The 22,498-nt window shown below is 71.4% G+C and carries 15 protein-coding genes; 8 read left to right on the forward strand and 7 right to left on the reverse strand.

Translation table 11 applies throughout. The features are described from left to right. Window positions 1-57: 57 nt before the first annotated feature. From ACZ58N_RS03810 to ACZ58N_RS03825, 4 genes are all read right to left on the reverse strand, one after another. A complete protein-coding gene (locus ACZ58N_RS03810; protein ID WP_471155275.1) occupies window positions 58-528 on the reverse strand; it encodes a hypothetical protein in 471 nt (156 codons plus the stop codon). A 223-nt stretch (window positions 529-751) separates the two neighbouring features. Next, window positions 752-3,388 (reverse strand): alpha-glucan family phosphorylase, encoded by a 2,637-nt coding sequence (gene glgP, locus ACZ58N_RS03815; RefSeq protein ID WP_471155276.1) that lies wholly within the window; start codon window positions 3,386-3,388, stop codon window positions 752-754. A gap of 131 nt (window positions 3,389-3,519) precedes the next feature. After that, a complete protein-coding gene (locus ACZ58N_RS03820; RefSeq protein WP_471155278.1) occupies window positions 3,520-4,386 on the reverse strand; it encodes a hypothetical protein in 867 nt (288 codons plus the stop codon). A 142-nt stretch (window positions 4,387-4,528) separates the two neighbouring features. Further along, window positions 4,529-5,152 (reverse strand): GNAT family N-acetyltransferase, encoded by a 624-nt coding sequence (locus tag ACZ58N_RS03825; RefSeq protein ID WP_471155279.1) that lies wholly within the window; start codon window positions 5,150-5,152, stop codon window positions 4,529-4,531. Window positions 5,153-5,487: 335 nt separating this feature from the next. Here ACZ58N_RS03825 and ACZ58N_RS03830 point away from each other — a divergent pair, with 335 nt between their 5' ends. The 5 genes from ACZ58N_RS03830 to ACZ58N_RS03850 all read left to right on the forward strand — a co-directional run bounded on the left by ACZ58N_RS03830 (window position 5,488) and on the right by ACZ58N_RS03850 (window position 14,110). Continuing rightward, window positions 5,488-7,482 carry an alpha-1,4-glucan--maltose-1-phosphate maltosyltransferase gene (locus tag ACZ58N_RS03830; protein ID WP_471155282.1) on the forward strand — a complete coding sequence of 665 codons (1,995 nt, stop codon included), beginning with the start codon at window positions 5,488-5,490 and terminating at the stop codon, window positions 7,480-7,482. After that, window positions 7,479-9,185, forward strand: a complete 1,707-nt coding sequence (treS, locus tag ACZ58N_RS03835; protein ID WP_471155284.1) for a maltose alpha-D-glucosyltransferase — start codon at window positions 7,479-7,481, stop codon at window positions 9,183-9,185. The genes ACZ58N_RS03830 and treS overlap by 4 nt, the downstream gene beginning before the upstream one ends. A gap of 155 nt (window positions 9,186-9,340) precedes the next feature. Continuing rightward, on the forward strand, window positions 9,341-10,789 hold the full coding sequence (locus ACZ58N_RS03840) for a maltokinase N-terminal cap-like domain-containing protein (protein WP_471155287.1): 1,449 nt from the start codon (window positions 9,341-9,343) through the stop codon (window positions 10,787-10,789). After that, window positions 10,786-13,065 (forward strand): 1,4-alpha-glucan branching enzyme, encoded by a 2,280-nt coding sequence (glgB, locus tag ACZ58N_RS03845; protein ID WP_471155289.1) that lies wholly within the window; start codon window positions 10,786-10,788, stop codon window positions 13,063-13,065. The genes ACZ58N_RS03840 and glgB overlap by 4 nt, the downstream gene beginning before the upstream one ends. Before the next feature lie 355 nt (window positions 13,066-13,420). Continuing rightward, window positions 13,421-14,110, forward strand: a complete 690-nt coding sequence (locus tag ACZ58N_RS03850; protein WP_471155292.1) for an XRE family transcriptional regulator — start codon at window positions 13,421-13,423, stop codon at window positions 14,108-14,110. A 121-nt stretch (window positions 14,111-14,231) separates the two neighbouring features. On the opposite strand, the gene ACZ58N_RS03855 is transcribed toward ACZ58N_RS03850, so the two are convergent. Then, window positions 14,232-15,257: an ATP-dependent 6-phosphofructokinase gene (locus tag ACZ58N_RS03855; protein ID WP_471155295.1), complete on the reverse strand. Its 1,026-nt coding sequence runs from the start codon at window positions 15,255-15,257 to the stop codon at window positions 14,232-14,234. Window positions 15,258-15,567: 310 nt separating this feature from the next. Between ACZ58N_RS03855 and pta the strand changes: the two genes are divergently transcribed. The 3 genes from pta to pyk all read left to right on the forward strand — a co-directional run bounded on the left by pta (window position 15,568) and on the right by pyk (window position 20,458). Beyond that, a complete protein-coding gene (gene pta / locus ACZ58N_RS03860; protein ID WP_471155297.1) occupies window positions 15,568-17,685 on the forward strand; it encodes a phosphate acetyltransferase in 2,118 nt (705 codons plus the stop codon). Window positions 17,686-17,750: 65 nt separating this feature from the next. Next, window positions 17,751-18,965: an acetate kinase gene (locus ACZ58N_RS03865; protein ID WP_471155299.1), complete on the forward strand. Its 1,215-nt coding sequence runs from the start codon at window positions 17,751-17,753 to the stop codon at window positions 18,963-18,965. Between the two features lie 62 nt (window positions 18,966-19,027). After that, window positions 19,028-20,458, forward strand: a complete 1,431-nt coding sequence (gene pyk, locus ACZ58N_RS03870; protein WP_471155301.1) for a pyruvate kinase — start codon at window positions 19,028-19,030, stop codon at window positions 20,456-20,458. Window positions 20,459-20,561: 103 nt separating this feature from the next. On the opposite strand, the gene ACZ58N_RS03875 is transcribed toward pyk, so the two are convergent. Both ACZ58N_RS03875 and ACZ58N_RS03880 read right to left on the reverse strand, forming a co-directional pair. Continuing rightward, entirely contained in the window at window positions 20,562-21,905 is a 1,344-nt protein-coding gene (locus ACZ58N_RS03875) for a hypothetical protein (protein ID WP_471155304.1), read from the reverse strand. Then, window positions 21,895-22,488 carry a DUF6114 domain-containing protein gene (locus ACZ58N_RS03880; protein WP_471155306.1) on the reverse strand — a complete coding sequence of 198 codons (594 nt, stop codon included), beginning with the start codon at window positions 22,486-22,488 and terminating at the stop codon, window positions 21,895-21,897. Before ACZ58N_RS03880 ends, ACZ58N_RS03875 begins: the two co-directional genes overlap by 11 nt. Window positions 22,489-22,498: the final 10 nt, after the last annotated feature.

A 22,498-nucleotide genomic window follows, 5' to 3' on the forward strand; every position in this document is an offset into this window, starting at 1 on the left:
GCACCCTCGGGGGTGCCGGGCCCTCGTACCGCTACGGCGTGCGCCTCGGTCCTGCGGTCAGCCGATGTTGCGGAAGACCGACCGGAAGACGTCGTCCTCGTCGTAGTGGTCGGAGTCGTTGTCGTCGTCGTGGCGGCCGTCGTGGCGGCCGCCGTGGTGGCCGTGGTCGTCGGTCGGCTTGAAGTACACGGAGCGGACGTTCAGGTTCCGTGCCTGGTCGCCCGGCTCCAGCACCTCCTGGGGCTCACCCCCGCAGCTGCGGTTCGAGAAGACCAGCGCGAGGGAGTCGGTGTCGTTCGCCACCTTGAAGGCCGGGTGGTTGCGCGTGCCCGGCAGCTGGTAGCACGTGTCGTTGTCGGCGGGTTCGATCGACCTGCGGTGTACGTCGCCCTCCTCATCGGCGTACCAGTAGTGCAGTTCGCCGAGGGAGTCGCGGTCGTGCCGGTCGCCGGCCGTCGCCTGGCCCGCGGCGGGAAGCACGAGCGCGAGGCTCGCGAGCAGCACGGTGGCTGTGGTGCGAAGACGCATGGGGGATCCGTTTCTCGGGGTTCCGCGGATGCCTGGCTGTCGACATCCGCGAGACAACGTAGGAGCGGATCCCTTTGCAGAATCGATTCCGCATACGCAATGTGTTCGATGGTTCACCCTCTCGGGGCGCCCCCCGGAGTGACCCGCGTCCGTACGGCCCACCGCCCCGCCCCGCGGTCGCGGGACGGGGCGGAACGGGCGGGCGGGCGGGCGGGCCCACGGCTCACCGCAGTACGACACCGCCAGGGACCTCGGTGTTCACCGGGGCCGCGACCAGCCCGAGCTCGGCCGGGGCGGCCAGCAGCGGGTGCGACGGCAACACCCGAACGGTGTAGCCGAAGGGGCCGGTCCGGTCGAGGGCGAGCGGGCCCTCGTACACCCACCGTCCCTCCAGGTCGGGGCCGGCGGCGGGCTTGAGCGGGAAGCTCCGCCCGTCCCGGATCACGTCCTGCGCGTCCACCCGACCCGCGACGGCCTGCACCTCCACGTCCTCGGGCGTCAGCGAGTCGAGCGCCACCCGGACCCGCAGCGTGAGGGTGGCCCCCAGCTCTGCGGTGCCCCCGACGGGCGCCGCCGCGACGGCCTCCACGTGCTCGACGGCGACCCGCGGCCAGGCCGCCCGGATCCGCCCCTTCCACCAGGCCAGGTCCCGTGCCGCGTCGGCGGTCAGGGCGCGGTGCGAGCGGGCGGCCGGAGTGTAGAGCCGCTCCACGTACTCACGGACCATGCGTCCCGCGAGCACCTTCGGCCCCAGGGACACCAGGGTGCGCCGGACCATCTCGATCCACCGCACGGGCAGTCCCGTGCGCCCGGTCCGGTCGTAGAACCGGGGGGCGACCCGGTTCTCGATCAGCTCGTAGAGCGCCCCGGCCTCCAGGTCGTCGCGCCGCTCCTCGTCCGTGCCGAGCCCGTCGGCGGTGGGGATGGCCCAGCCGAAGTCGGGCTCGAACCACTCGTCCCACCAACCGTCCAGGACGGAGAGGTTGAGACAGCCGTTGAGCGCGGCCTTCATCCCGCTGGTCCCGCAGGCCTCCAGCGGACGCAGCGGGTTGTTCAGCCAGACGTCGCAGCCCGGGTAGAGCTTCTGCGCCATGGCCATGCCGTAGTCCGGCAGGAAGACGATGCGGTGGCGCACCCGCGGGTCGTCCGAGAACCGCACCAGCTCCTGGACGAGCCGCTTCCCGCCGTCGTCGGCCGGGTGCGCCTTGCCCGCGACGACGATCTGCACGGGCCGGTCCGGATCCAACAGCAACCGGCGCAGCCGCTCGGGGTCGCGCAGCATCAGCGTGAGCCGCTTGTACGACGGCACGCGCCGGGCGAAGCCGATGGTCAGCACGTCCGGGTCGAGGACGGAGTCCACCCAGCCCAGTTCCGCGTCCGCGGCCCCGCGCTGCTTCCAGGAGGCCCGCAGCCGGTCCCGTACCTCCTGGACCAGTTGCTCGCGCAGCACCCGGCGCACGTCCCACACGTCCTGGTCGGCGATCTGCGCGACGGCGTCCCAGCGGGCGGAACCGCCGACGGCGAGGGCGTCCTCGGTGCGCCCGGAGCCGATCTGGCGGGCGCCGAGCCGCATGACCTCGGGGGCGACCCAGGTGGGGGCGTGCACCCCGTTGGTCACGGACGCGATGGGTACGTCGACGGGGTCGAAGCCCGGCCAGAGCCCGGCGAACATGCCCCGGCTGACCGCCCCGTGGAGGGTGGAGACGCCGTTGGCCCGCTGGGCGAGGCGCAGTCCCATGACGGCCATGTTGAACACCCCGGGATCGCCGCCCGGGTACGACTCCGCGCCGAGTTCCAGGATCCGGTCGACGGGTACGCCGGCCAGTTCGGCGGCCTCGCCGAAGTGCCGGGCGACCAGGCCCCGCTCGAATCGGTCGATGCCGGCCGGGACGGGGGTGTGGGTGGTGAACACCGTCCCGGCGCGGACGGCCTCGACGGCGGCGTCGAAGCCGAGGCCGCGCTCCCCTTCCAGTTCCCTTATGCGTTCGAGCCCGAGGAAGCCGGCGTGTCCCTCGTTGGTGTGGAACACCTCCGGGTCCGGGTGCCCGGTGATCCGGCAGTAGGTGCGCACCGCGCGCACGCCGCCGATCCCCAGCAGCATCTCCTGGAGCAACCGGTGGTCGCTGCCGCCGCCGTAGAGGCGGTCGGTCACCTCGCGGGCGACGGCGTCGTTGTCCTCGACGTCGGAGTCGAGGAGTAGCAGCGGGACCCGGCCGACGCGGGCCTGCCAGACGTGGGCGTGCAGGGAGCGGCCGCCGGGCAGGGTCAGCGAGACCCGGGCGGGGGACCCGTCCTCCTCGCGGAGCAGCGAGACGGGCAGCTCGTTGGGATCCAGGACCGGGTAGTGCTCCTGCTGCCAGCCGTCCCGGGACAGGGACTGGCGGAAGTAGCCGTGGCGGTAGAGGAGTCCGACGCCGATGAGGGGGACGCCGAGGTCGCTGGCGGCCTTGAGGTGGTCGCCGGCGAGGATCCCGAGCCCGCCGGAGTACTGGGGGAGGGCGGCGGTGATCCCGAACTCCGGGGAGAAGTAGGCGATCCCGGCGGGCAGGTCGGCCGCGTTCTCCTGGCTCTGGTACCACCTCCCGCCGTGGAGGTAGTCATCGAGGTCGGCGACGGCGACGGCGAGCCGGCGCAGGAACCGCCGGTCGGCGGCGAGTTCCGCGAGGCGGGCCGCGGGGACCGCGCCGAGCAGCCGGACGGGATCGCCGCCGGCGGCCTGCCAGCCTTCGGGGTCGACGGATTGGAAGAGTTCGCGGGTTTCCGTATGCCAGGACCAGCGCAGGTTGCGCGCGAGTTCGGCGAGCGGAACGAGGGGTTCGGGGAGGACGGGGCGCACGGTGAATCGACGGATAGCCTTCACGTGTTCCACCTTCGCAGGGGATGACGGATCGGAGCGGCCGCACCACGCTGTGCACCCGCGCATCGCCCCCGGAAGGCTAGCGGCGAACCCCGCCCCGGACCATCCCGCCCTTCGGGCCGCGGGCGCGGCGGTCAGCGCGCGGGGCCGTCGGTCGTCAGGAGGGCGTCCAGGCAGGGGTGGAGGGCCGGGGGCAGGGTCGTGCGGTCCAGTGCGCCGAGGGCGGCGCGGGCCGGCGGTGACAGGAAGCGGGCGAGTTGCAGCAGGGCGCCCAGTTCGGTCTCCAGCGCGGACGCGTCCGGCTCGCGGGCGGCGGCGCCGGCCAGGGCGGCGCACAGCAGGGCGCCCGTCTCGGGGTCCCAGGAGTCGGGCCAGTCGGCGGCCCCGGCGGCGGCCAGTTCCCGGACCCGTGGGTCGGGTGTCCGCAGCAGGCGTACGTACTCCCTTGCGCGGGGGTCGGCTTCGAGGCGGTCCCACTCCCCCAGGGCGCGCGCGCCGGGGCCCGAGAGCAGCACCCGGGCCGAGGCGCCGGTGTCCAGCCGGTCGGTGGCCCGGCCGTAGGACTCGATGCGTTCCAGCACCACCCAGGCCCCGAGCGGGGTGCGCAGGCTCAGGCCGGTGCGCGGTATGCCGCGCAGGCAGCGCACGACGGCCCGGGTGCCGGCGCCGACGGGCTCCACGGGTCCGGAGACCTGGAGCCGGCCCGCGCGGGCGAGCAACCGGGTCAGCACCGGGGGCGGCGACGGCATGACGGCGAGTCGGCCCAGGTCGGTGTCGTCCAGGCCGGTCTCGACGGAGGGCAGGGCCGCCAGTTGCGCCTCCAGCGCGCCGGGGTCCTCCTCCTCGCGGGCGGCACTCACCAACGCGGCGGCCAGGATCCGTTCCGCTTCGGGTCCCCACAGGGTGGCGGCGGCGTCCCGCGCGGCAGCCGCGCGCATCCGCGGGTCGGGCGCGTGCAGGCGCCGTACGAGGGGATATTCCTGCTGCTCCATCGGACCCATGCCAGGCATTGTCCCGCTTGCGGCCGGTCGCGGGCACGGGGTGGACAGGGCTCCGTCCGGCCGGCGGCGCCGGGAGCGGTCCGCGGGCGGTCACGGGTGGTCGGTCACCGCTGGTCGGGCCTCCGTGCTCGCGCGGCCCCGGTCAGGCGTCGCCGGCGAGCCGGGCGTGGAGGTGTTCGTCGTGCCAACCGTCGGCGTGCAGCAGCGCCCCGCGCATGGTGCCCTCCAACGGGAAGCCGGCTTTGAGCGCGACGGCGCAGGACGCCGGGTTGTCCACGGAGTGACAGATCCGCAGCCGGTGCAGACCGCACTCCTCGAACGCCCATCGGGACACGGCAGCGACGGCCTGTGCCACCGCGCCCCGGCCGCGACCGGCCCGCAGCAGCCAGTAGAGGAACTCCGCGCTCGCGCCGGACCGATCGATGTCGGCCAAACCGACGAGGCCGACCGCCGCACCCGGACCGCCGTCGCCGTCGGGATGCGCGACCGCCCAGGCGGCGCCCTCCCCCTCGTCCCACCGTCGGGCCCACCGCTCGATCCGTTCGCGGGCGGCGGGGAGGGTCATCGGCTCGACCCGGTTCCAGTGCCGGACGTCCGGATCCTCGTACGCAGAGGCCACCACCTGCGCGTCCGTCGCGCGCCAGGGCCGCAGGACCATGCCGCACGGCAGCGCGAACACCGGTTGCGGTGCCGCTCCCCACCCCTTCACCGAAGGTGCTCCCGGGGCCGGCGGGGCGGTTGGGGCGGTGGCCCTCTTGCTGTACATCGCTGTTTCCTCACCGACTTGACGGGGCGTCGGGAGCCGGCGATCCGGTCCTTTGTGCGCCACGTGCCACTACGTACGAGTAGTTAACCAACGGCTCGGATTGGACGGGGTGTGCGTGGGGCAGGGCTCTGCGGGTACGCGCGGTACACGCACGGCGCACCCGCCCACCCCCTTTCCCCGCCACCCGAGTGAACGCGGACAGGAGCGGCCATGCCCGCAGCCCAGCCGTCTTCCGAGCGGCTAGAAACAGAGCGAACAGAGCGTGCACTACCAGCCGTGATACCGGCTGGCCTGTTGTCACCGAGCCCTGCGAACTGCCCCCAGGTGATCCCATCATGATCGGTCGCATTCCCGTGCTGGACGTCCGCCCTGCCGTCGATTGCGGCGCCAGACCCGCCAAGGCGGTCGCGGACGAAGTCTTCGAGATCTCCGCCACCGTGTTCCGCGAGGGCCACGACGCCGTGGCCGCCCATGTCGTACTGAGGGATCCGAGCGGGCGACTGCGCCCGCCGATCCCCCTGCGCGAGCTCGCCCCCGGCACCGACCGGTGGGGGGCCCGGATCTCCGCCGATACCGAGGGGAGGTGGACGTACACCGTCGAGGCGTGGAGCGATCCCGTCACCACCTGGCGGTCCCACGCCGCGATCAAGATCCCGGCGGACATCGACACCGGTCTCGTCCTGCTCGAAGGTGCGGAGCTCTACGAGCGGGCCGGCGCCAAGATTCCCAAGCGGGACGGCCGCGCGGCGGTGCTCGGCGCCGCCGCGATCATGCGCGACGAGGACCGGCCCGTCGCCGAGCGGTACACGGCCGCGCTGGCGCCCGAGGTGGACGCCGCGCTCGCCAGGCGCCCGTACCGGGAGCTGGTCAGCGCCGCCAAACCGCTGCCGCTGCTGGTCGAACGCAAGCGGGCCCTCTTCGGTTCCTGGTACGAGATGTTCCCCCGTTCCGAGGGAGCGGTGTTGGAGCCCGGCTCGGCCCCGGTCAGCGGCACCTTCCGGACCGCCGCCGAGAGGCTGCCCGCGATCGCGGACATGGGCTTCGACGTGGTGTACCTGCCGCCCATCCACCCCATCGGATCCACCTACCGCAAGGGCCCCAACAACACTCTTTCGGCAGGGAGTTGGGACCCCGGCGTGCCGTGGGCCATCGGTTCCACCGAGGGCGGTCACGACGCGGTCCACCCCGAGCTCGGCACCATCGAGGACTTCGACGCCTTCGTGGCCGCGGCCCGTGAGCTGCGTCTGGAGATCGCTCTCGACTTCGCGCTCCAGTGCTCCCCCGACCACCCGTGGGTGGAGAAGCACCCCGACTGGTTCCGCCACCGGGCCGACGGGACGATCGCGTACGCCGAGAACCCGCCGAAGAAGTACCAGGACATCTACCCGGTCCACTTCGACACCGACATGGCCGGCATCGTCGAGGAGACGTGCCGGATCCTGCGGTACTGGATGGACCACGGCGTCCGGATCTTCCGGGTCGACAACCCGCACACCAAGCCGGTGGTCTTCTGGCAGAAGGTGATCGCGGACATCAACAAGTCCGACCCGGACGTGATCTTCCTGGCCGAGGCCTTCACCCGGCCGGCCATGATGCGGGCCCTGGCCGCCGTCGGGTTCCAGCAGTCGTACACGTACTTCACCTGGCGCAACACGAAGTCCGAGCTGACCGAGTACGTGAGCGAACTGGCGGACGACCGTTCGGCCTCCGTCATGCGGCCGAACTTCTTCGTCAACACGCCCGACATCCTGCACGAGTACCTCCAGCACGGCGGCCGCCCCGCCTTCGAGGTCCGCGCGGTCCTCGCGGCCACCCTCTCCCCCACCTGGGGGGTCTACGCGGGCTACGAGCTGTGCGAGAACGCCCCGGCCAAGGCGGGCAGCGAGGAGTACCTGGACTCCGAGAAGTACGAGTTCCGGCCACGCGACTGGGCCGCCGCCGACCGCGAGGGCCGCACCATCGCCCCGCTCATCACCACCCTGAACCAGGTCCGCCGGCGCAATCCCGCCCTCCAGCAGTTGCGGGACATCCACTTCCACTCGACCGACAACGAACAGGTGATCGCCTATTCGAAGCACGCGGGCGCCAATTCCGTACTGGTGGTCGTCAACCTCGATCCGCACCACACCCAGGAGGCGACGGTCTCGTTGGACATGCCGGTACTCGGCCTCGACTGGCACGGGTCCCTCGCGGTGCGCGACGAGCTCACCGGCGATACCTATCACTGGGGCAGGGCGAACTACGTACGCCTGGAGCCGGGTCGTACGCCCGCGCACGTACTGGCCGCTCTGCGACCGTCCCCGCCCACCGGAGGGTCACCCACCACATGATGATCAACGATCCCGTCCACGACACCTTCGAGGACACCCCCGCCAAGGACCGCGACCCCGACTGGTTCAAGCGGGCGGTCTTCTACGAGGTCCTCGTCCGCTCCTTCCACGACAGCAACGGCGACGGCGTCGGCGACCTCAAGGGGCTCACCGCCAAACTGGACTACCTCCAGTGGCTCGGCGTCGACTGCCTCTGGCTGCCGCCGTTCTTCGCCTCACCCCTGCGCGACGGGGGCTACGACGTCTCCGACTACACGTCCGTGCTGCCCGAGTTCGGCGACCTCGCCGACTTCGTGGAGTTCGTGGACGCCGCGCACACCCGCGGCATGCGGGTGATCATCGACTTCGTCATGAACCACACGAGCGATCAGCACGAGTGGTTCCAGCAGTCGCGCAAGGACCCGGACGGGCCCTACGGCGACTACTACATGTGGGCCGACAACGACAAGCAGTACCAGGACGCCCGCATCATCTTCGTCGACACCGAGACCTCGAACTGGACGTACGACCCGGTCCGCAAGCAGTACTACTGGCACCGCTTCTTCTCGCACCAGCCGGACCTCAACTACGAGAACCCGGCCGTCGTCGAGGAGATCGTGTCCGCGCTGCGCTTCTGGCTGGACCTCGGCATCGACGGTTTCCGTCTCGACGCCGTGCCCTACCTGTACGCCGAGGAGGGCACCAACTGCGAGAACCTCCCGCGCACCCACACGCTCCTCAAGCGGGTCCGGGCGGAGATCGACGCGCACTACCCGGACACCGTGCTGCTCGCCGAGGCAAACCAGTGGCCCGAGGACGTCGTCGACTACTTCGGGGACTACGCGAAGGGCGGGGACGAGTGCCACATGGCGTTCCACTTCCCCGTCATGCCGCGCATCTTCATGGCCGTACGAAGAGAGTCCCGCTACCCCGTCTCGGAGATCCTGGCGAAGACCCCGGCGATCCCGGACCGCTGCCAGTGGGGCATCTTCCTGCGCAACCACGACGAGCTGACCCTCGAAATGGTCACGGACGAAGAACGCGACTACATGTACGCCGAGTACGCCAAGGACCCGCGGATGCGGGCCAACATCGGCATCCGGCGCCGGCTCGCCCCGCTCCTGGACAACGACCGCAACCAGATCGAGCTGTTCACCGCCCTGCTGCTGTCCCTGCCCGGCTCGCCGATCCTCTACTACGGCGACGAGATCGGCATGGGCGACAACATCTGGCTCGGTGACCGCGACGGCGTCCGGACACCCATGCAGTGGACCCCGGACCGCAACGCCGGTTTCTCCTCGTGCGATCCGGGCAGGCTGAACCTGCCGGTCATCATGGACCCGGTCTACGGGTACCAGGTCACCAACGTCGAGGCGGCCATGGCATCGCCCTCGTCGCTGTTGCACTGGACCCGGCGACTGATCGAGATCCGCAAGGCGAACCCCGCCTTCGGACTCGGCTCGTACACGGAACTGCCCTCGTCCAACCCCGCGGTACTCGCGTTCCTCCGCGAGTTCGGCGACGACCTGGTGCTGTGCGTGCACAACTTCTCGCGCTTCGCGCAGCCCACGGAGTTGGATCTCCGGTCGTTCAACGGGCGGGTCCCGGTGGAGCTCACGGGTGACGTGCGCTTCCCGCCGATCGGCGAGTGGCCGTACCTGCTGACCCTGGCGGGCCACGGCTTCTACTGGTTCCGCCTGCGGAGCGACCAGCGCGCCGACTGACGGACCGAGCAGGGGGGCGGGCACTCCTTTGGGTCAATCGCCCGCCCCTGTACGGATCATCCTGACCCGACACTCGCACATACCGGAGAAGCAACTGCCGCACATCCGGGACACTCTGCGCATTCTGTGACGGCCCGGGGAAAGGACGCGACGCCATGTCGGAGGCTGCATCCGCCCGGAGCCGGCTGACGGCCGACCGGGCCGCCGGGATCGGCCCGCTGGAACCGATGCTGAGGGCCTGGTTGCCCGCACAGCGCTGGTTCGCGGGCAAGGGCCGCACCATCAGCAGGTTGAGGGCCGTTTCGGCGGCCGAACTGCTGCCGCCGGGATCCGTTCCCGGCCTGCTCCACCTGCTCCTCGACGTGGACGGGGACTGCTACCAGCTGCTGCTGGGCATCCGCCCGTCCCCGCTCCCGCCCGCCCTCGCGCCCGCACTGATCGGGACCGCCGAGGACGGCCCGTACGCGGGCAGGGCGGTCTACGAGGCGCTGGGCGATCCCCGGCTCGCCGCCATGCTGTTGGAGCGACTGCGCTCCCCCGGCACCCTCGGCCCGCTCCGTTTCGACCGGGACCCACAGGCCCCGGTCCCGGCCGGGCTGCAACCCCGGCCGCTCTCGGGGGAGCAGACCAACTCCTCCCTCATCTATGGAGATTCGTTCATCCTCAAGGTGTTCCGCCGGGTCGGTCCCGGCGTCAACCCGGACCTGGAGCTGCCCAGAGCGCTGGCCGCCGCCGGCTGCTCCCGGGTACCCGCTCCCGTCGCCTGGTACGAGGCCGACCTGCCCGGGGCGGAACCGTTGACCCTGGGCGTGCTCCAGCCGTACCTGCGCGGCTCCCACGACGGCTGGCAGCTGGCCCTGCGCCGGCTGGGCGCGGGCGCCGACTTCACCGCCGAGGCGCACGCACTGGGCCGGGCCACCGCCGAGGTGCACAGCGCCCTCGCCGCCGCCCTGCCCACCATCGCGCTCGGGCCCGAGCAGACCGCCCGGCTCGCCGCCGGGATGACGGCCCGGCTCGCCGCGACGGCGCGCGAGGTCCCCGCGCTCCAGCCCTACGAGGCGGGCCTGCGCGGCGCCTTCGACGCGCTGGCCGCCTCCCGGGGCGCCGGGGTGCCCGCCCAGCGCATCCACGGCGACCTGCACCTGGGTCAGACCCTGCGCACCGCCGACGGCACCTGGGCGCTGATCGACTTCGAGGGCGAACCGGCCCGTTCGTTGGCCGACCGGCGCCGACCCGAACCGGCCGTGCGCGACATCGCCGGGATACTGCGTTCCTTCGACTACGCCGCCCGTTCGCACCGGCCGTTCGCCCCCGCCTGGGCGGACGCCTGCCGGGCCGCGTTCTGCGAGGGCTACGCCCGCACCACCGGCCGCGATCCGCGCGAGGACCCGGTCCTGCTGCGCGCGTACGAGACCGACAAGGCGGTGTACGAGGCCCGCTACGAGTCCCGGCACCGCCCCGACTGGCTGCACGTCCCCATGGCGGCGATCCGCCGCCTGTCGGAACCGCAGCGGCCCGCCCACCGCGTGCCGCCGAACCCGCCCGCCCCCGGTTCCGTCTCCCCCCACCCCCATCCGAAGCCCCCGAGGAGGCCGCTCGCGTGAGCGCCGCACGACAGCCGTCACCGACCGTCCGCGACGAGACCGCGCCCGAGGCCGGGAAGAATCCGCGGACCCCGCGGGCCCGGCGGGCCACCCCGCAGCACGGCGTGCGACCCGCCCCCGCCCTCGCCGGCGAGGAACGCGCCCGGCTGCTGGAGGGCCGCCACCACGACCCGCACGGGGTACTGGGGGCGCGAGCCCAGCGCGGCGGGGTGGCCTTCCGGGTGCTGCGTCCGTACGCGAAGGCCGTCACCATCGTGGCGAAGGGGCTGCGGGCCGAGCTCTTCGACGACGGTGACGGGCTGTTCTCGGGGCTGCTGCCGCTGACCGGTGTCCCGGACTACCGGCTGCTGGTGACGTACGACAGCGATGAGGTGGAGCTCCACGACCCGTACCGGTTCCTGCCCGCCCTCGGGGAGCTGGACCTGCACCTGATCGGCGAGGGTCGGCACGAGGAGCTGTGGACGGCGCTCGGCTCGGAGCCCATGGAACACCAGGGCGTGACGGGCACCCGCTTCACCGTGTGGGCGCCGAACGCCCAGGGCGTCCGGGTCACGGGTGACTTCTCGTACTGGGACTCGGTCGCCTTCCCGATGCGCTCGCTCGGCTCGACCGGCGTGTGGGAGCTGTTCCTGCCGGGGGTGGGCGAGGGGACCCTGTACAAGTACGACATCACGCGCCCGGACGGCAGCCACACCGTGCGCGCCGACCCCATGGCCCGGTACGCGGAGGTCCCCCCGGCGAACGCGTCGGTGGTGACCGCCTCCCGGTACGAGTGGCAGGACGCCGACTGGATGCTGATGCGCGGCGAGCGCCCCCCGCACCAGGCGCCGTTCTCGGTGTACGAACTGCACCTGGCCTCCTGGCGGCCGGGGCTCAGCTACCGGCAGCTCGCCGAGCAGTTGCCCGCGTACGTCAAGGAGCTGGGCTTCACGCACGTGGAGCTGATGCCGGTCGCCGAGCACCCCTTCGGCGGTTCCTGGGGTTACCAGGTCACCGGCTTCTACGCGCCGACCTCGCGGATGGGCACCCCGGACGACTTCCGGTTCCTGGTGGACTCGCTGCACCGGGCGGGCATCGGGGTGATCGTGGACTGGGTGCCCGCGCACTTCCCGCGCGACGAGTGGGCGCTGGCCGAGTTCGACGGCCGGCCCCTGTACGAGCACGGTGACCCGCGCCGGGCCGCGCACCCGGACTGGGGGACGCTGGAGTTCGACTACGGCCGCAAGGAGGTCCGCAACTTCCTCGTCGCCAACGCCGTGTACTGGTGCCAGGAGTTCCACGTGGACGGCCTGCGCGTGGACGCGGTGGCCTCGATGCTGTACCTGGACTACTCTCGCTCCGAGGGCGAGTGGTCGCCGAACGAGCACGGCGGCCGGGAGAACCTGGACGCGGTGGCCTTCCTGCAGGAGATGAACGCGACGGTCTACCGGCGCTGCCCGGGCGTGGTGACGGTCGCGGAGGAGTCCACGGCGTGGGACGGGGTGACCCGGCCGACGGACTCGGGCGGGCTCGGCTTCGGCCTGAAGTGGAACATGGGCTGGATGCACGACACCTTGCGGTACGTGTCGAAGGAGCCGGTGCACCGCAAGTACCACCACAACGACATGACGTTCGGGATGGTGTACGCGTTCAGTGAGAACTACGTGCTGCCGATCTCGCACGACGAGGTGGTGCACGGAAAGCGGTCGCTGGTGTCGAAGATGCCGGGCGACTGGTGGCAGCAGCGGGCCACGCATCGGGCGTACCTGGGGTTCATGTGGGCCCACCCCGGCAAGCAACTGCTCTTCATGGGGCAGGAGTTCGCGCAGGGTTCGGAGTGGTCGGAGTCGCACGGGCCGGACTGGTGGCTGCTGGACTCCTCCTACCCGGCGGCCGGTGACCACCGGGGCGTGCGCGACCTCGTCCGTGACCTGAACGGCACGTACGGCGCGACGCCCGCGCTGTGGGAGCGGGACACCGTGCCGGAGGGCTTCGCCTGGGTGGCGGGGGACGCCGCCGAGGACAACGTGCTGGCGTTCCTGCGGTTCGCGCAGGACGGTTCGCAACTGCTGTGCGTCTCGAACTTCTCCCCGGTGGTCCGGCACGGGTACCGGATCGGGGTGCCTGAGGAGGTGCCCGCGTGGCGCGAGGTGCTCAACACCGACCTGGAGGCGTACGGCGGGAGCGGCGTCCACCACGCCCGGCCGCTGCGGCCGGAACCGGTTCCGGCACAGGGGCGGGCGGTCAGCCTGCGGCTGACGCTCCCGCCGATGGCGACGGTCTGGCTCAGGCCGTAGGCCGGTCGCCGATTCGCCCGGTCCGACCTCGGGGCTCGACGCCGAGGTCGGGGCGAGGGTGCGGTCGGTGGTGCGGCGGGGCCCTCGCCACCCCCGTATGCGAGGGCCCCCGATATGGATCACGTACGGGGCGAAGGGCGGGTTCAGGCCCTGTGACGGGGATCACTTTTCGGGTAGTGCCGCGGAGCTGAAATGGAGTGGCCAAATCCGTACGCTGTGAATGGATCTTCACTTGATCCGATTACCGGACAGTCGCAGGGAAACCCGGCCAAAATCCTTATTCCAATAGGACTTTCCTACGATTTGTGAGCTTGTTTGAACGGTTGGTAGTCGCCAAGCCTCGGCCACTCCTACCGTGTGCCCTGTGCACTCCAGCCCACCTTTCAATGCCCCCGCCGCGCGTCGTCTGCGCGCGGCCCTGGGCATGGCTCCCGGTCATGTCGCCTATGGCCTGCGGGCCCAGTACGGACTGCTCGTCACGCCCGAGACCGTGATGGCCTGGGAGCGCGGCGAACTGTCGCCGAGCTCGACCGAGGTCACGGCCCTCGCCGGCGTGCTCTGGTGTTCGCCGGCGGAACTGCTCGCCGAGCCGGTCACCCTGCGGGAACACCGCGTCGCCCGCGGCTTCGACCCCGACGACCTGGCCCGGCGGGTCGGCCTCGACGCGAACGCCTACCAGAAGATGGAGGACACCGGACGCTGGAAGGGCAACGAGCGGCAGTCCGCCGCCCTGGCCTCGGTGCTCGGCCTGACACTGGCCCAGTTCATCACGGCGACCGGCAAGCACGACGAGCTCACCGACCTGCTCCGCAGCGCGGTGACCACCCGCTGGCAGGCGTACGTGAAACCGCTCGCCAAGCTGCTCCCGGTGCCCAAGGCGAACCTGGAGCGGGCACTGGAGCTCCTGCACGGCGACTACCAGGCCCGGATGGTGGCCACCCTCAGCTGGGGCGGCGCCGACAGCGGCGTCTCGGCCGGCACCTCGGGCCGGGAGTTCCTCGCGGAGATCACCGACCGGTTCTGGGCGCTGGTCGGCGGTGCGTGACAGGACACACCGCCGCCCCGCCGGCCGGAACGACGAACGACCCCGGGCGCTCCGCGGGGGAGGTGCACCGGGGTCGTTCGGCGGGTGAAGAGGGGCCGGAGGTCCCGGCCGCCCGGGCCGGTCAGAAGACCGACTCGGCCTCGTACATCCGGTCCTCGGGGACCGTCTTCAGCTCGGTGACGGCGTGGGCCAACGGGGCCATCACGATGTCGGTGCCCCGCAGCGCGGTCATGTTGCCGAACTCGCCGCGGTGGACGGCCTCCACCGCGTGCCAGCCGAAGCGGGTCGCGAGGACGCGGTCGTAGGCGGTGGGGGTGCCGCCGCGCTGGACGTGGCCGAGGATGACCGGGCGGGCCTCCTTGCCGAGCCGGTGCTCCAGCTCGACGGCGAGCCGGTTGCCGATGCCGGCGAAGCGCTCGTGACCGTACTGGTCGATGGCGCCCTTCTCGTACGGCATGGAGCCCTCGGCCGGGTGCGCGCCCTCCGCGACGCAGACGACGGCGAACTTCTTGCCCCGCGCGAAGCGTTCCTCGACCATCTTGACCAGGGCGTCGACCTCGAAGGGGCGCTCCGGCAGGCAGATTCCGTGGGCGCCGCCGGCCATGCCGGACTCCAGGGCGATCCAGCCGGCGTGGCGGCCCATGACCTCGACGACCATCACGCGCTGGTGCGACTCGGCGGTGGTCTTCAGCCGGTCGATGGCCTCGGTGGCCACCATGACGGCGGTGTCGAAACCGAAGGTGCGGTCCGTGGAGGAGATGTCGTTGTCGATGGTCTTCGGAACGCCGACGACGGGCATCCCGGCGTCCGACAGCATGCGCGCGGCGGTCAGGGTGCCCTCGCCGCCGATCGGGATCAGCGCGTCGATCCGGTACCGCCTGGCCAACTCGGCCGCGTTCTCGGCGGCTTCGTGGAGGCGGGCCCGCTCCATTCGGGCCGAACCGAGGATCGTGCCGCCACGGGCGAGGATGCCGCTGACGGCGTTGATGTCGAGGGGGCGGACATGGCCGTCGAGCAGGCCCTTGAACCCGTCCTCGAATCCGATGACCTCGTCCCCGTGGCCGACGACGGCGCGGTGTACGACCGACCGGATGACAGCGTTCAGGCCCGGGCAGTCGCCGCCTGCGGTGAGAACTCCGATGCGCATCGTCCTGTGTCTCCTGCTCCTGGTCGTACCCGGCCGTACGCGTGCGGGCGGACGGCCGTACATATGAAGGGCGTATTGATGACGCCTGTCCGATTGTTCCACGTGCCCGGGGGGCAGCGCTCTTCGCGCCACTCCGCCCACCGGGCCTTTCGACCCCCTTCCAGGGCCTTTGTTCCGGCGGGCGCCCTATCCATTGGCGGAGGTATTGTCAAGAGGTCGAGCCCAACCCATTCGGGATGAGCGACGCACGGACCGGCCCGCCGCACGGTGGGGCGCCACGACCATCACAGACCACGGACGGAGAGCACGCGTGACGCGCAGCGTGTACGTGACCGGTATCGAACGGGGTGACGGCCGTCAGGTCGTCGAGCTGGGGATCATGGAGCTCCTGACCCGGCAGACGGGCCGGGTGGGCGTGTACCGCCCCCTGCTCCACGACGCCCCGGACCGGCTCTTCGACCTGCTCAAGGCCCGCTACCGGATCGAGCAGGACGCGGCCACCGCCTACGGCATGGAGTACCACGAGGCCTCCGCCATCCTGGCCGAGAAGGGGACCGACGAGCTGGTCTCCCGACTGGTCGACCGCTTCCACCGGGTGGCCCGCGACTACGAGGTCATGCTGGTCCTCGGCACCGACTACGCCGACACCAACCTCCCCGACGAGCTGGCGCTGAACGCCCGCCTCGCCAACGAGCTGGGCGCGGTCGTCGTCCCCGTCGTGGGCGGCACCAAGCACCCGGCCGAGGCCGTGCGCGCCGAGACCCGCAACGCGTACCGCGCCTACGAGAGCCTGGGCTGCCACGTCGTCGCGATGGTCGTGAACCGGGTGGCCGCCGAGGACCGGGACCTCATAGCGGAGCGGCTGGCGGCCCGGCTCCCCGTCCCCTGCTACGTACTGCCGGACGACAAGTCCCTGTCCGCCCCCACCGTCGCGCAGATCACCCGCGCGCTCGGCGGCGAGGTGCTCCTGGGCGACGACGCCGGGCTGGCGCGCGACGCCGTCGACTTCGTCTTCGGCGGTGCCATGCTGCCGAACTTCCTGAACGCCCTGACCCCCGGCTGCCTGGTCGTCACCCCCGGGGACCGCTCCGACCTGGTCATCGGCGCGCTCGCCGCGCACACCTCCGGGACCCCGCCGATCGCCGGCGTGCTGCTGACCCTGAACGAGCGCCCGGGCCAGGACATCCTGACGCTGGCCTCGAAGCTGGCGCCCGGCACCCCCGTCGTCTCCGTGGCGGGCAACAGCTTCCCGACCGCGGCCGAGCTGTTCTCGCTGCAGAGCCGGCTGAACTCGGCGACCCCCCGCAAGCTGGAGACCGCCCTCGGCCTCTTCGAGCGGCACGTCGACACCACCGAGCTGCGCGGACTGCTGTCGGTGGCCCGCTCGGAGCGCGTCACGCCGATGATGTTCGAGCACGAGCTGCTGGAGCGGGCCCGCTCCGAGCGGCGTCGCGTGGTGCTGCCCGAGGGCACCGAGGAGCGGGTGCTGCGCGCCGCGGACGTGGTGCTGCGCCGCGGGGTCTGCGACCTGACCCTCCTGGGCGAGGAGCCGGCCATCCTGAAGAAGGCGGCCGACCTGGGCATCGACATCTCGGGCGCGCAGTTGATCGACCCGGCGACCTCGCCGCTGCGGGAACGGTTCGCCGAGTACTACGCGCAGGCCCGCGCCCACAAGGGGATGACCGTCGAGCTGGCCAACGACGTGGTCACCGACGTCAACTACTTCGGCACCCTGATGGTCCAGGAGGGGCTCGCCGACGGCATGGTCTCCGGCTCGGTGCACTCCACCGCGGCCACCATCCGGCCCGCCTTCGAGATCATCAAGACGAAGCCCGATGCGGCGATCGTCTCCTCGGTCTTCTTCATGTGCCTGGCCGACAAGGTCCTCGTCTACGGTGACTGCGCGGTCAATCCGGACCCCAACGCCGAACAGCTCGCGGACATCGCCGTGCAGGCCTCCGCCACCGCCGCCGCGTTCGGCGTCGAGCCGCGGATCGCGATGCTCTCCTACTCCACCGGCACCTCGGGTTCCGGGGCGGACGTGGACAAGGTCCGCAAGGCCACCGAGATCGTCCGCTCTCAGCGGCCCGACCTGTTGATCGAGGGGCCGATCCAGTACGACGCCGCCGTCGAGCCCTCGGTCGCCGCGACCAAGCTGCCCGGGTCCGAGGTGGCCGGGCGGGCGACCGTGCTGATCTTCCCCGACCTCAACACGGGCAACAACACCTACAAGGCGGTGCAGCGTTCGGCCGGCGCCGTCGCCGTCGGCCCGGTCCTCCAGGGTCTGCGCAAGCCGGTCAACGACCTCTCCCGCGGAGCGCTGGTGCAGGACATCGTCACCACCGTGGCGATCACCGCGATCCAGGCCCAGGGACAGGGCGGCGCACGGCCCCAGGACGCTCCCTCGCCGGCCGCCCCCGGCGCCTGACGGACGGCGCCCGTCGGACCCCGCCCGCATCCCCCCACCGACCGCGACAAGGAAAGACCCTCATCGTGACCGCATCGCGCGTACTCGTCCTCAACTCCGGCTCCTCGTCGGTGAAGTACCAGCTCCTCGACATGGCGGACCGGTCCCGGCTCGCCTCCGGTCTGGTGGAGCGCATCGGCGAGGACACCTCCCGGCTGACCCACGAACCGCTGACCGGACCCGGCGCCGCGGGGGGCAGGCGCGAGCGGCTCGGCCCGATCGCCGACCACGGGGACGCGCTGAAGGCGGTCGCGGCGGAACTGGCCGCCGACGGGATGGGGCTGGACTCCCCCGAGTTGGTCGCCGTGGGCCACCGGGTGGTGCACGGCGGGACCCGCTTCACCGAGCCGACGGTCATCGACGACGAGGTGCTGGCGGAGATCCGCAGCCTGATCCCGCTGGCCCCGCTGCACAACCCCGCGAACGTCACCGGCATCGAGGTGGCGCGCGCCCTGCGCCCCGACCTCCCGCAGGTCGCGGTCTTCGACACCGCGTTCCACTCGACGATGCCGGAGCACGTCGCGCGGTACGCGATCGACGCGGCCACGGCCGACAAGTACGCCATCCGGCGGTACGGCTTCCACGGCACCTCCCACGCCTACGTCTCCCGGGCCGCCGCCGGGCTGCTGGGCAGGCCGGTGGAGGACGTGAACGTGATCGTGCTGCACCTGGGCAACGGCGCGTCCGCGTCGGCCGTGCGGGGCGGGGTGTGCGTGGAGACGTCCATGGGTCTGACCCCGCTGGAGGGACTGGTCATGGGCACCCGGTCGGGCGACCTGGACCCGGCTGTGATCTTCCACCTGGCGCGGGTGGGCGGCCTGTCCATCGACGAGATCGACTCGCTGCTCAACAAGAAGAGCGGTCTGCTGGGTCTGTGCGGCGACAACGACATGCGCGAGGTGCAGCGGCGGGCCGACGGGGGCGACGCCGCCGCCCGGCTGGCCCTGGACGCGTACGCGCACCGGCTGAGGAAGTACATCGGCGCCTACACGGCGGTGCTGGGCCGGGTGGACGCGGTGGTGTTCACCGCGGGCGTGGGCGAGAACGCGTCGGAAATCCGGGCAGCAGCGGTGCGGGGGCTGGAGGAGCTCGGCCTGGCGCTGGACCTGGAGGCCAACGCGGCGAGGTCCTCGGAGCCCCGACTGGTCTCGGCGGAGTACGCCCGGGTGGCGGTGGCCGTGGTCCCCACCGATGAGGAACTGGAGATCGCCACCCAGGTGCACGCGCTGGTTACCCACTAGTCACTTGGACTTTCCACCAGACGGAATATTCCGCTACGAAACAAACGGATAGGATCCGCTCCATGCGCCGTTCCAAAATCGTCTGCACGCTGGGCCCCGCCGTCGACTCGTATGAGCAGCTGAAAGCGCTCATCGAGGCAGGTATGAACGTGGCCCGATTCAACTTCAGCCACGGATCCCAGGCAGAACACCAGGAGCGGTACGACCGCGTCCGGAAGGTCTCCGAGGACACCGGCCGTGCGGTCGGCGTCCTCGCCGACCTCCAGGGTCCGAAGATCCGTCTGGAAACCTTCGCCGAGGGTCCCGTCGAGCTGGTGCGCGGTGACGAGTTCACCATCACCATCGAGGACGTCCCCGGTGACAAGTCCATCTGCGGCACCACCTACAAGGGTCTCCCGGGCGACGTGTCCAAGGGCGACCAGGTCCTGATCAACGACGGCAACGTCGAGCTCCGCGTGACCGAGGTCGACGGCCCCCGGGTCAAGACCATCGTCATCGAGGGCGGTGTCATCTCGGACCACAAGGGCATCAACCTGCCGGGTGCCGCCGTGAACGTCCCCGCCCTGTCGGAGAAGGACGTCGACGACCTGCGGTTCGCCCTGCGGATGGGCTGCGACATGGTCGCCCTGTCCTTCGTCCGGGACGCCAACGACGTCAAGGACGTCCACAAGGTCATGGACGAGGAGGGCCGCCGGGTCCCCGTCATCGCCAAGGTCGAGAAGCCGCAGGCCGTCGAGAACATGGCCGCCGTGGTGGACGCCTTCGACGCGGTCATGGTGGCCCGTGGCGACCTGGCCGTCGAGTATCCGCTCGAAAAGGTCCCGATGGTCCAGAAGCGGCTCATCGAGATGTGCCGCCGCAACGCCAAGCCGGTGATCGTCGCGACCCAGATGATGGAGTCGATGATCACCAACTCGCGCCCGACGCGCGCCGAGGCCTCCGACGTCGCCAACGCGATCCTCGACGGCGCGGACGCGGTCATGCTGTCCGCCGAGTCCTCGGTCGGCGCCTACCCGATCGAGACCGTCAAGACGATGTCGAAGATCGTCACGGCGGCCGAGGAGGAGCTCCTGTCCAAGGGCCTCCAGCCGCTGGTCCCGGGCAAGAAGCCCCGTACCCAGGGCGGCTCCGTCGCCCGCGCGGCCTGCGAGATCGCGGACTTCCTCGACGGCAAGGCGCTCATCGCCTTCACCCAGTCCGGGGACACGGCCCGCCGGCTCTCGCGCTACCGCGCGACCCAGCCGATCCTGGCCTTCACCACGGACGTCAACACCCGCAACCAGCTCACGCTGAGCTGGGGCGTCGAGTCCTACGTCGTCCCGCACGTGGACAACACGGACGCGATGGTCGACCTCGTGGACGGCGAGCTGCACAAGCTGGCCCGCTACAACGAGGGCGACACCATGGTCATCACGGCCGGTTCGCCCCCCGGCGTCCCGGGCACCACCAACATGGTGCGCGTCCACCACGTCGGCGGATCCACCCGCGACTGATTCCCGCCCGCTCCACCGTGAGCGGACTCTGCCGCACAGAGACCGAGGGCGGCACCCCGGATCATCGGGGTGCCGCCCTCGGTGCGCGTGCCGCGCCGTCCGACTACTTCGGGCCGATGTAGTTCTTCAGGCCCGGGACGGTGAGGTTGCCGCCGAACTGGCCGGCCTGGACGACCTTGACGTTCGTGAAGAACGCGAACGGGACGTTCAGCGGCGGCGGGCTGTTCGGGGTGAACTCGATCGGGATGAGACCGAACAGGTTCCCCTTGAGGCTCTCGGTGTACATCGTCACCTTGCCGCCGCGGATGGTGGACGTGGAACCCGGACGGGACTTCAGCTGAGCGGTGTTCGCGCCCGTCCCGACCGTTTGGTACAGGTCCTTGATGTCGAGCGAGTCCGCCGTGAACTTCAGGACCTTCTTGGTCTTGCCGCCCGCCGTCTTCACCTCGACGATGCCCTCGTAGTCGAGGCCGTAGAGGGTCAGCAGCGAGCTGTCGAGGTACCAGGGCTCGTCGGGCAGGAGCGGCACGCCCTGCTCCAACTTGGCGTCGGCCAGTGCCTTGGCGTCATAGGTCGGGCAGGGGAAGGGTTCCTTCCCGTCCGGGTCCTTCGTGGCCTCGGCGTCGTCCTTGTCGGCGTCGGCGTCCTCGTCCGCCTTGTCCTTGTCCTTGTCGGCGTCGTCGGCGTCCTTCGGGTCCTTGACGGGCGCCTTGCCCGTCTCGTCCTTGGGGGACTTGGCGGTGTCCTTGACGTCCTGCGGCAGTTCCTTGACCGGCACGCCGGCCTTCTTCGCCGCGTCGCGGATCGCGTCCGCCGCCGGGTCCGGGGTCGGCGTCGCGCTCGGGGTGGACGCGGGCGTCGGGGTGGCCGGCTTCTTCGCGTCCTGGAGGGGCTTGCCGAGTTCGTCGAAGAAGCCCTTGACGGCATCCCCGACACCCAGCGGGTCCAGCGGATTGGGCGTCTTCGACGCCGCGGGGGACGGGGCGGTGCTCGTGGAGGGCACCGCCGTGGGGCTCTGCTTCCCGGTCGTCGCGGCCCCGGAGGGTTTGGCGACGGACGGGGTCTTCGACGCCGAGGGGGTCGCCCCCGGCTTCGGTGCGCCGGTCGCGCTCGGTGAGGGGCCGGCGCTGGGAGACGTACTCGGTGACGGCGTCTTCGACGGGGAACCGCTCGGCGACGGCGAGGCCGACTCCGCGGGTTCGTCGGAGCGCGTCACGCACGGTCCCGGCGCGAAGGGGATGTCCTTCTCGTCGGCCAGTGCCATCTTCGGGGCCATGCCCATCCCGACGAACACCGCCGTCGGCATCGCCGCCAGCGCCATCGTCTTGCCGACGGGTATCTGGAGCTTGTTCAGCAGCGACTTCCTGGGCGCCGCGTGCCGCGGGCCCTTTCTCTCACGGGACTCTGCGCCTGGGGCCACGCCCCGCTGCGTCTCGTCACCCCGCACTGTTCCTCCCGCCATCGGCGTGGGCAGTCGTCTCGGTCACGTGCGCCGTTTCCGTGTCGCGGGGAGCCGGGATGCCGTACGGGTTGCCCGCCGGCACCTGCGCCTTGGCCTCCGCCTGCGCGGCTGCCTCGGCCCGGGCCTCGGCCTCCGCCGCTTCCGCTTCCGTCTCCTCGTCCACCGGTTCGCCGGGAGCCCAGGACAGTGCGAGGGCGCCGCCGATCATGGAGGACAGGAAGCCCATGAAGAAGCCACCGAGGTTGGATACCGGGATCGACACCAGGGCCAGCAGGATCGCGGCGACACCCGCGAAGACGCGGATGGTCTGCTGGAACCAGAGGGCCAGCCCGAGCGTGATCAGCAGGACCCCGATGATCAGCGCGCCTGCCCCGCCCGTCGTGGCCATCGCGAGGGTGACGTTGCCCAGCCTCAGGTCCGCGTACGGGAAGTAGGCGATCGGTACACCGCCGAGGAGCGTGAACAGGCCCGCCCAGAAGGGACGTCGGCCTCTCCAGGCGCGGAATTGGTAGTACACCACGGTGAGCCAAGCGTCGTCTGCGGCGCGAACCGGGGCCTGGGGGTTCATGGACAACAGC

The sequence above is a fragment of the Streptomyces sp. NPDC040432 genome (genome assembly GCF_055595445.1).

Bases quoted from the DNA above. Each gene is read 5' to 3' on its own strand.
- ACZ58N_RS03840 (WP_471155287.1), top strand. From the start codon at position 9,341: ATGTCGGAGGCTGCATCCGCCCGGAGCCGGCTGACGGCCGACCGGGCC.
- ACZ58N_RS03880 (WP_471155306.1), bottom strand. From the start codon at position 22,488: ATGAACCCCCAGGCCCCGGTTCGCGCCGCAGACGACGCTTGGCTCACC.
- ACZ58N_RS03820 (WP_471155278.1), bottom strand. From the start codon at position 4,386: ATGGGTCCGATGGAGCAGCAGGAATATCCCCTCGTACGGCGCCTGCAC.
- pyk (WP_471155301.1), top strand. From the start codon at position 19,028: ATGCGCCGTTCCAAAATCGTCTGCACGCTGGGCCCCGCCGTCGACTCG.
- treS (WP_471155284.1), top strand. From the start codon at position 7,479: ATGATGATCAACGATCCCGTCCACGACACCTTCGAGGACACCCCCGCC.
- ACZ58N_RS03825 (WP_471155279.1), bottom strand. From the start codon at position 5,152: ATGTACAGCAAGAGGGCCACCGCCCCAACCGCCCCGCCGGCCCCGGGA.
- ACZ58N_RS03810 (WP_471155275.1), bottom strand. From the start codon at position 528: ATGCGTCTTCGCACCACAGCCACCGTGCTGCTCGCGAGCCTCGCGCTC.
- ACZ58N_RS03830 (WP_471155282.1), top strand. From the start codon at position 5,488: ATGATCGGTCGCATTCCCGTGCTGGACGTCCGCCCTGCCGTCGATTGC.
- ACZ58N_RS03855 (WP_471155295.1), bottom strand. From the start codon at position 15,257: ATGCGCATCGGAGTTCTCACCGCAGGCGGCGACTGCCCGGGCCTGAAC.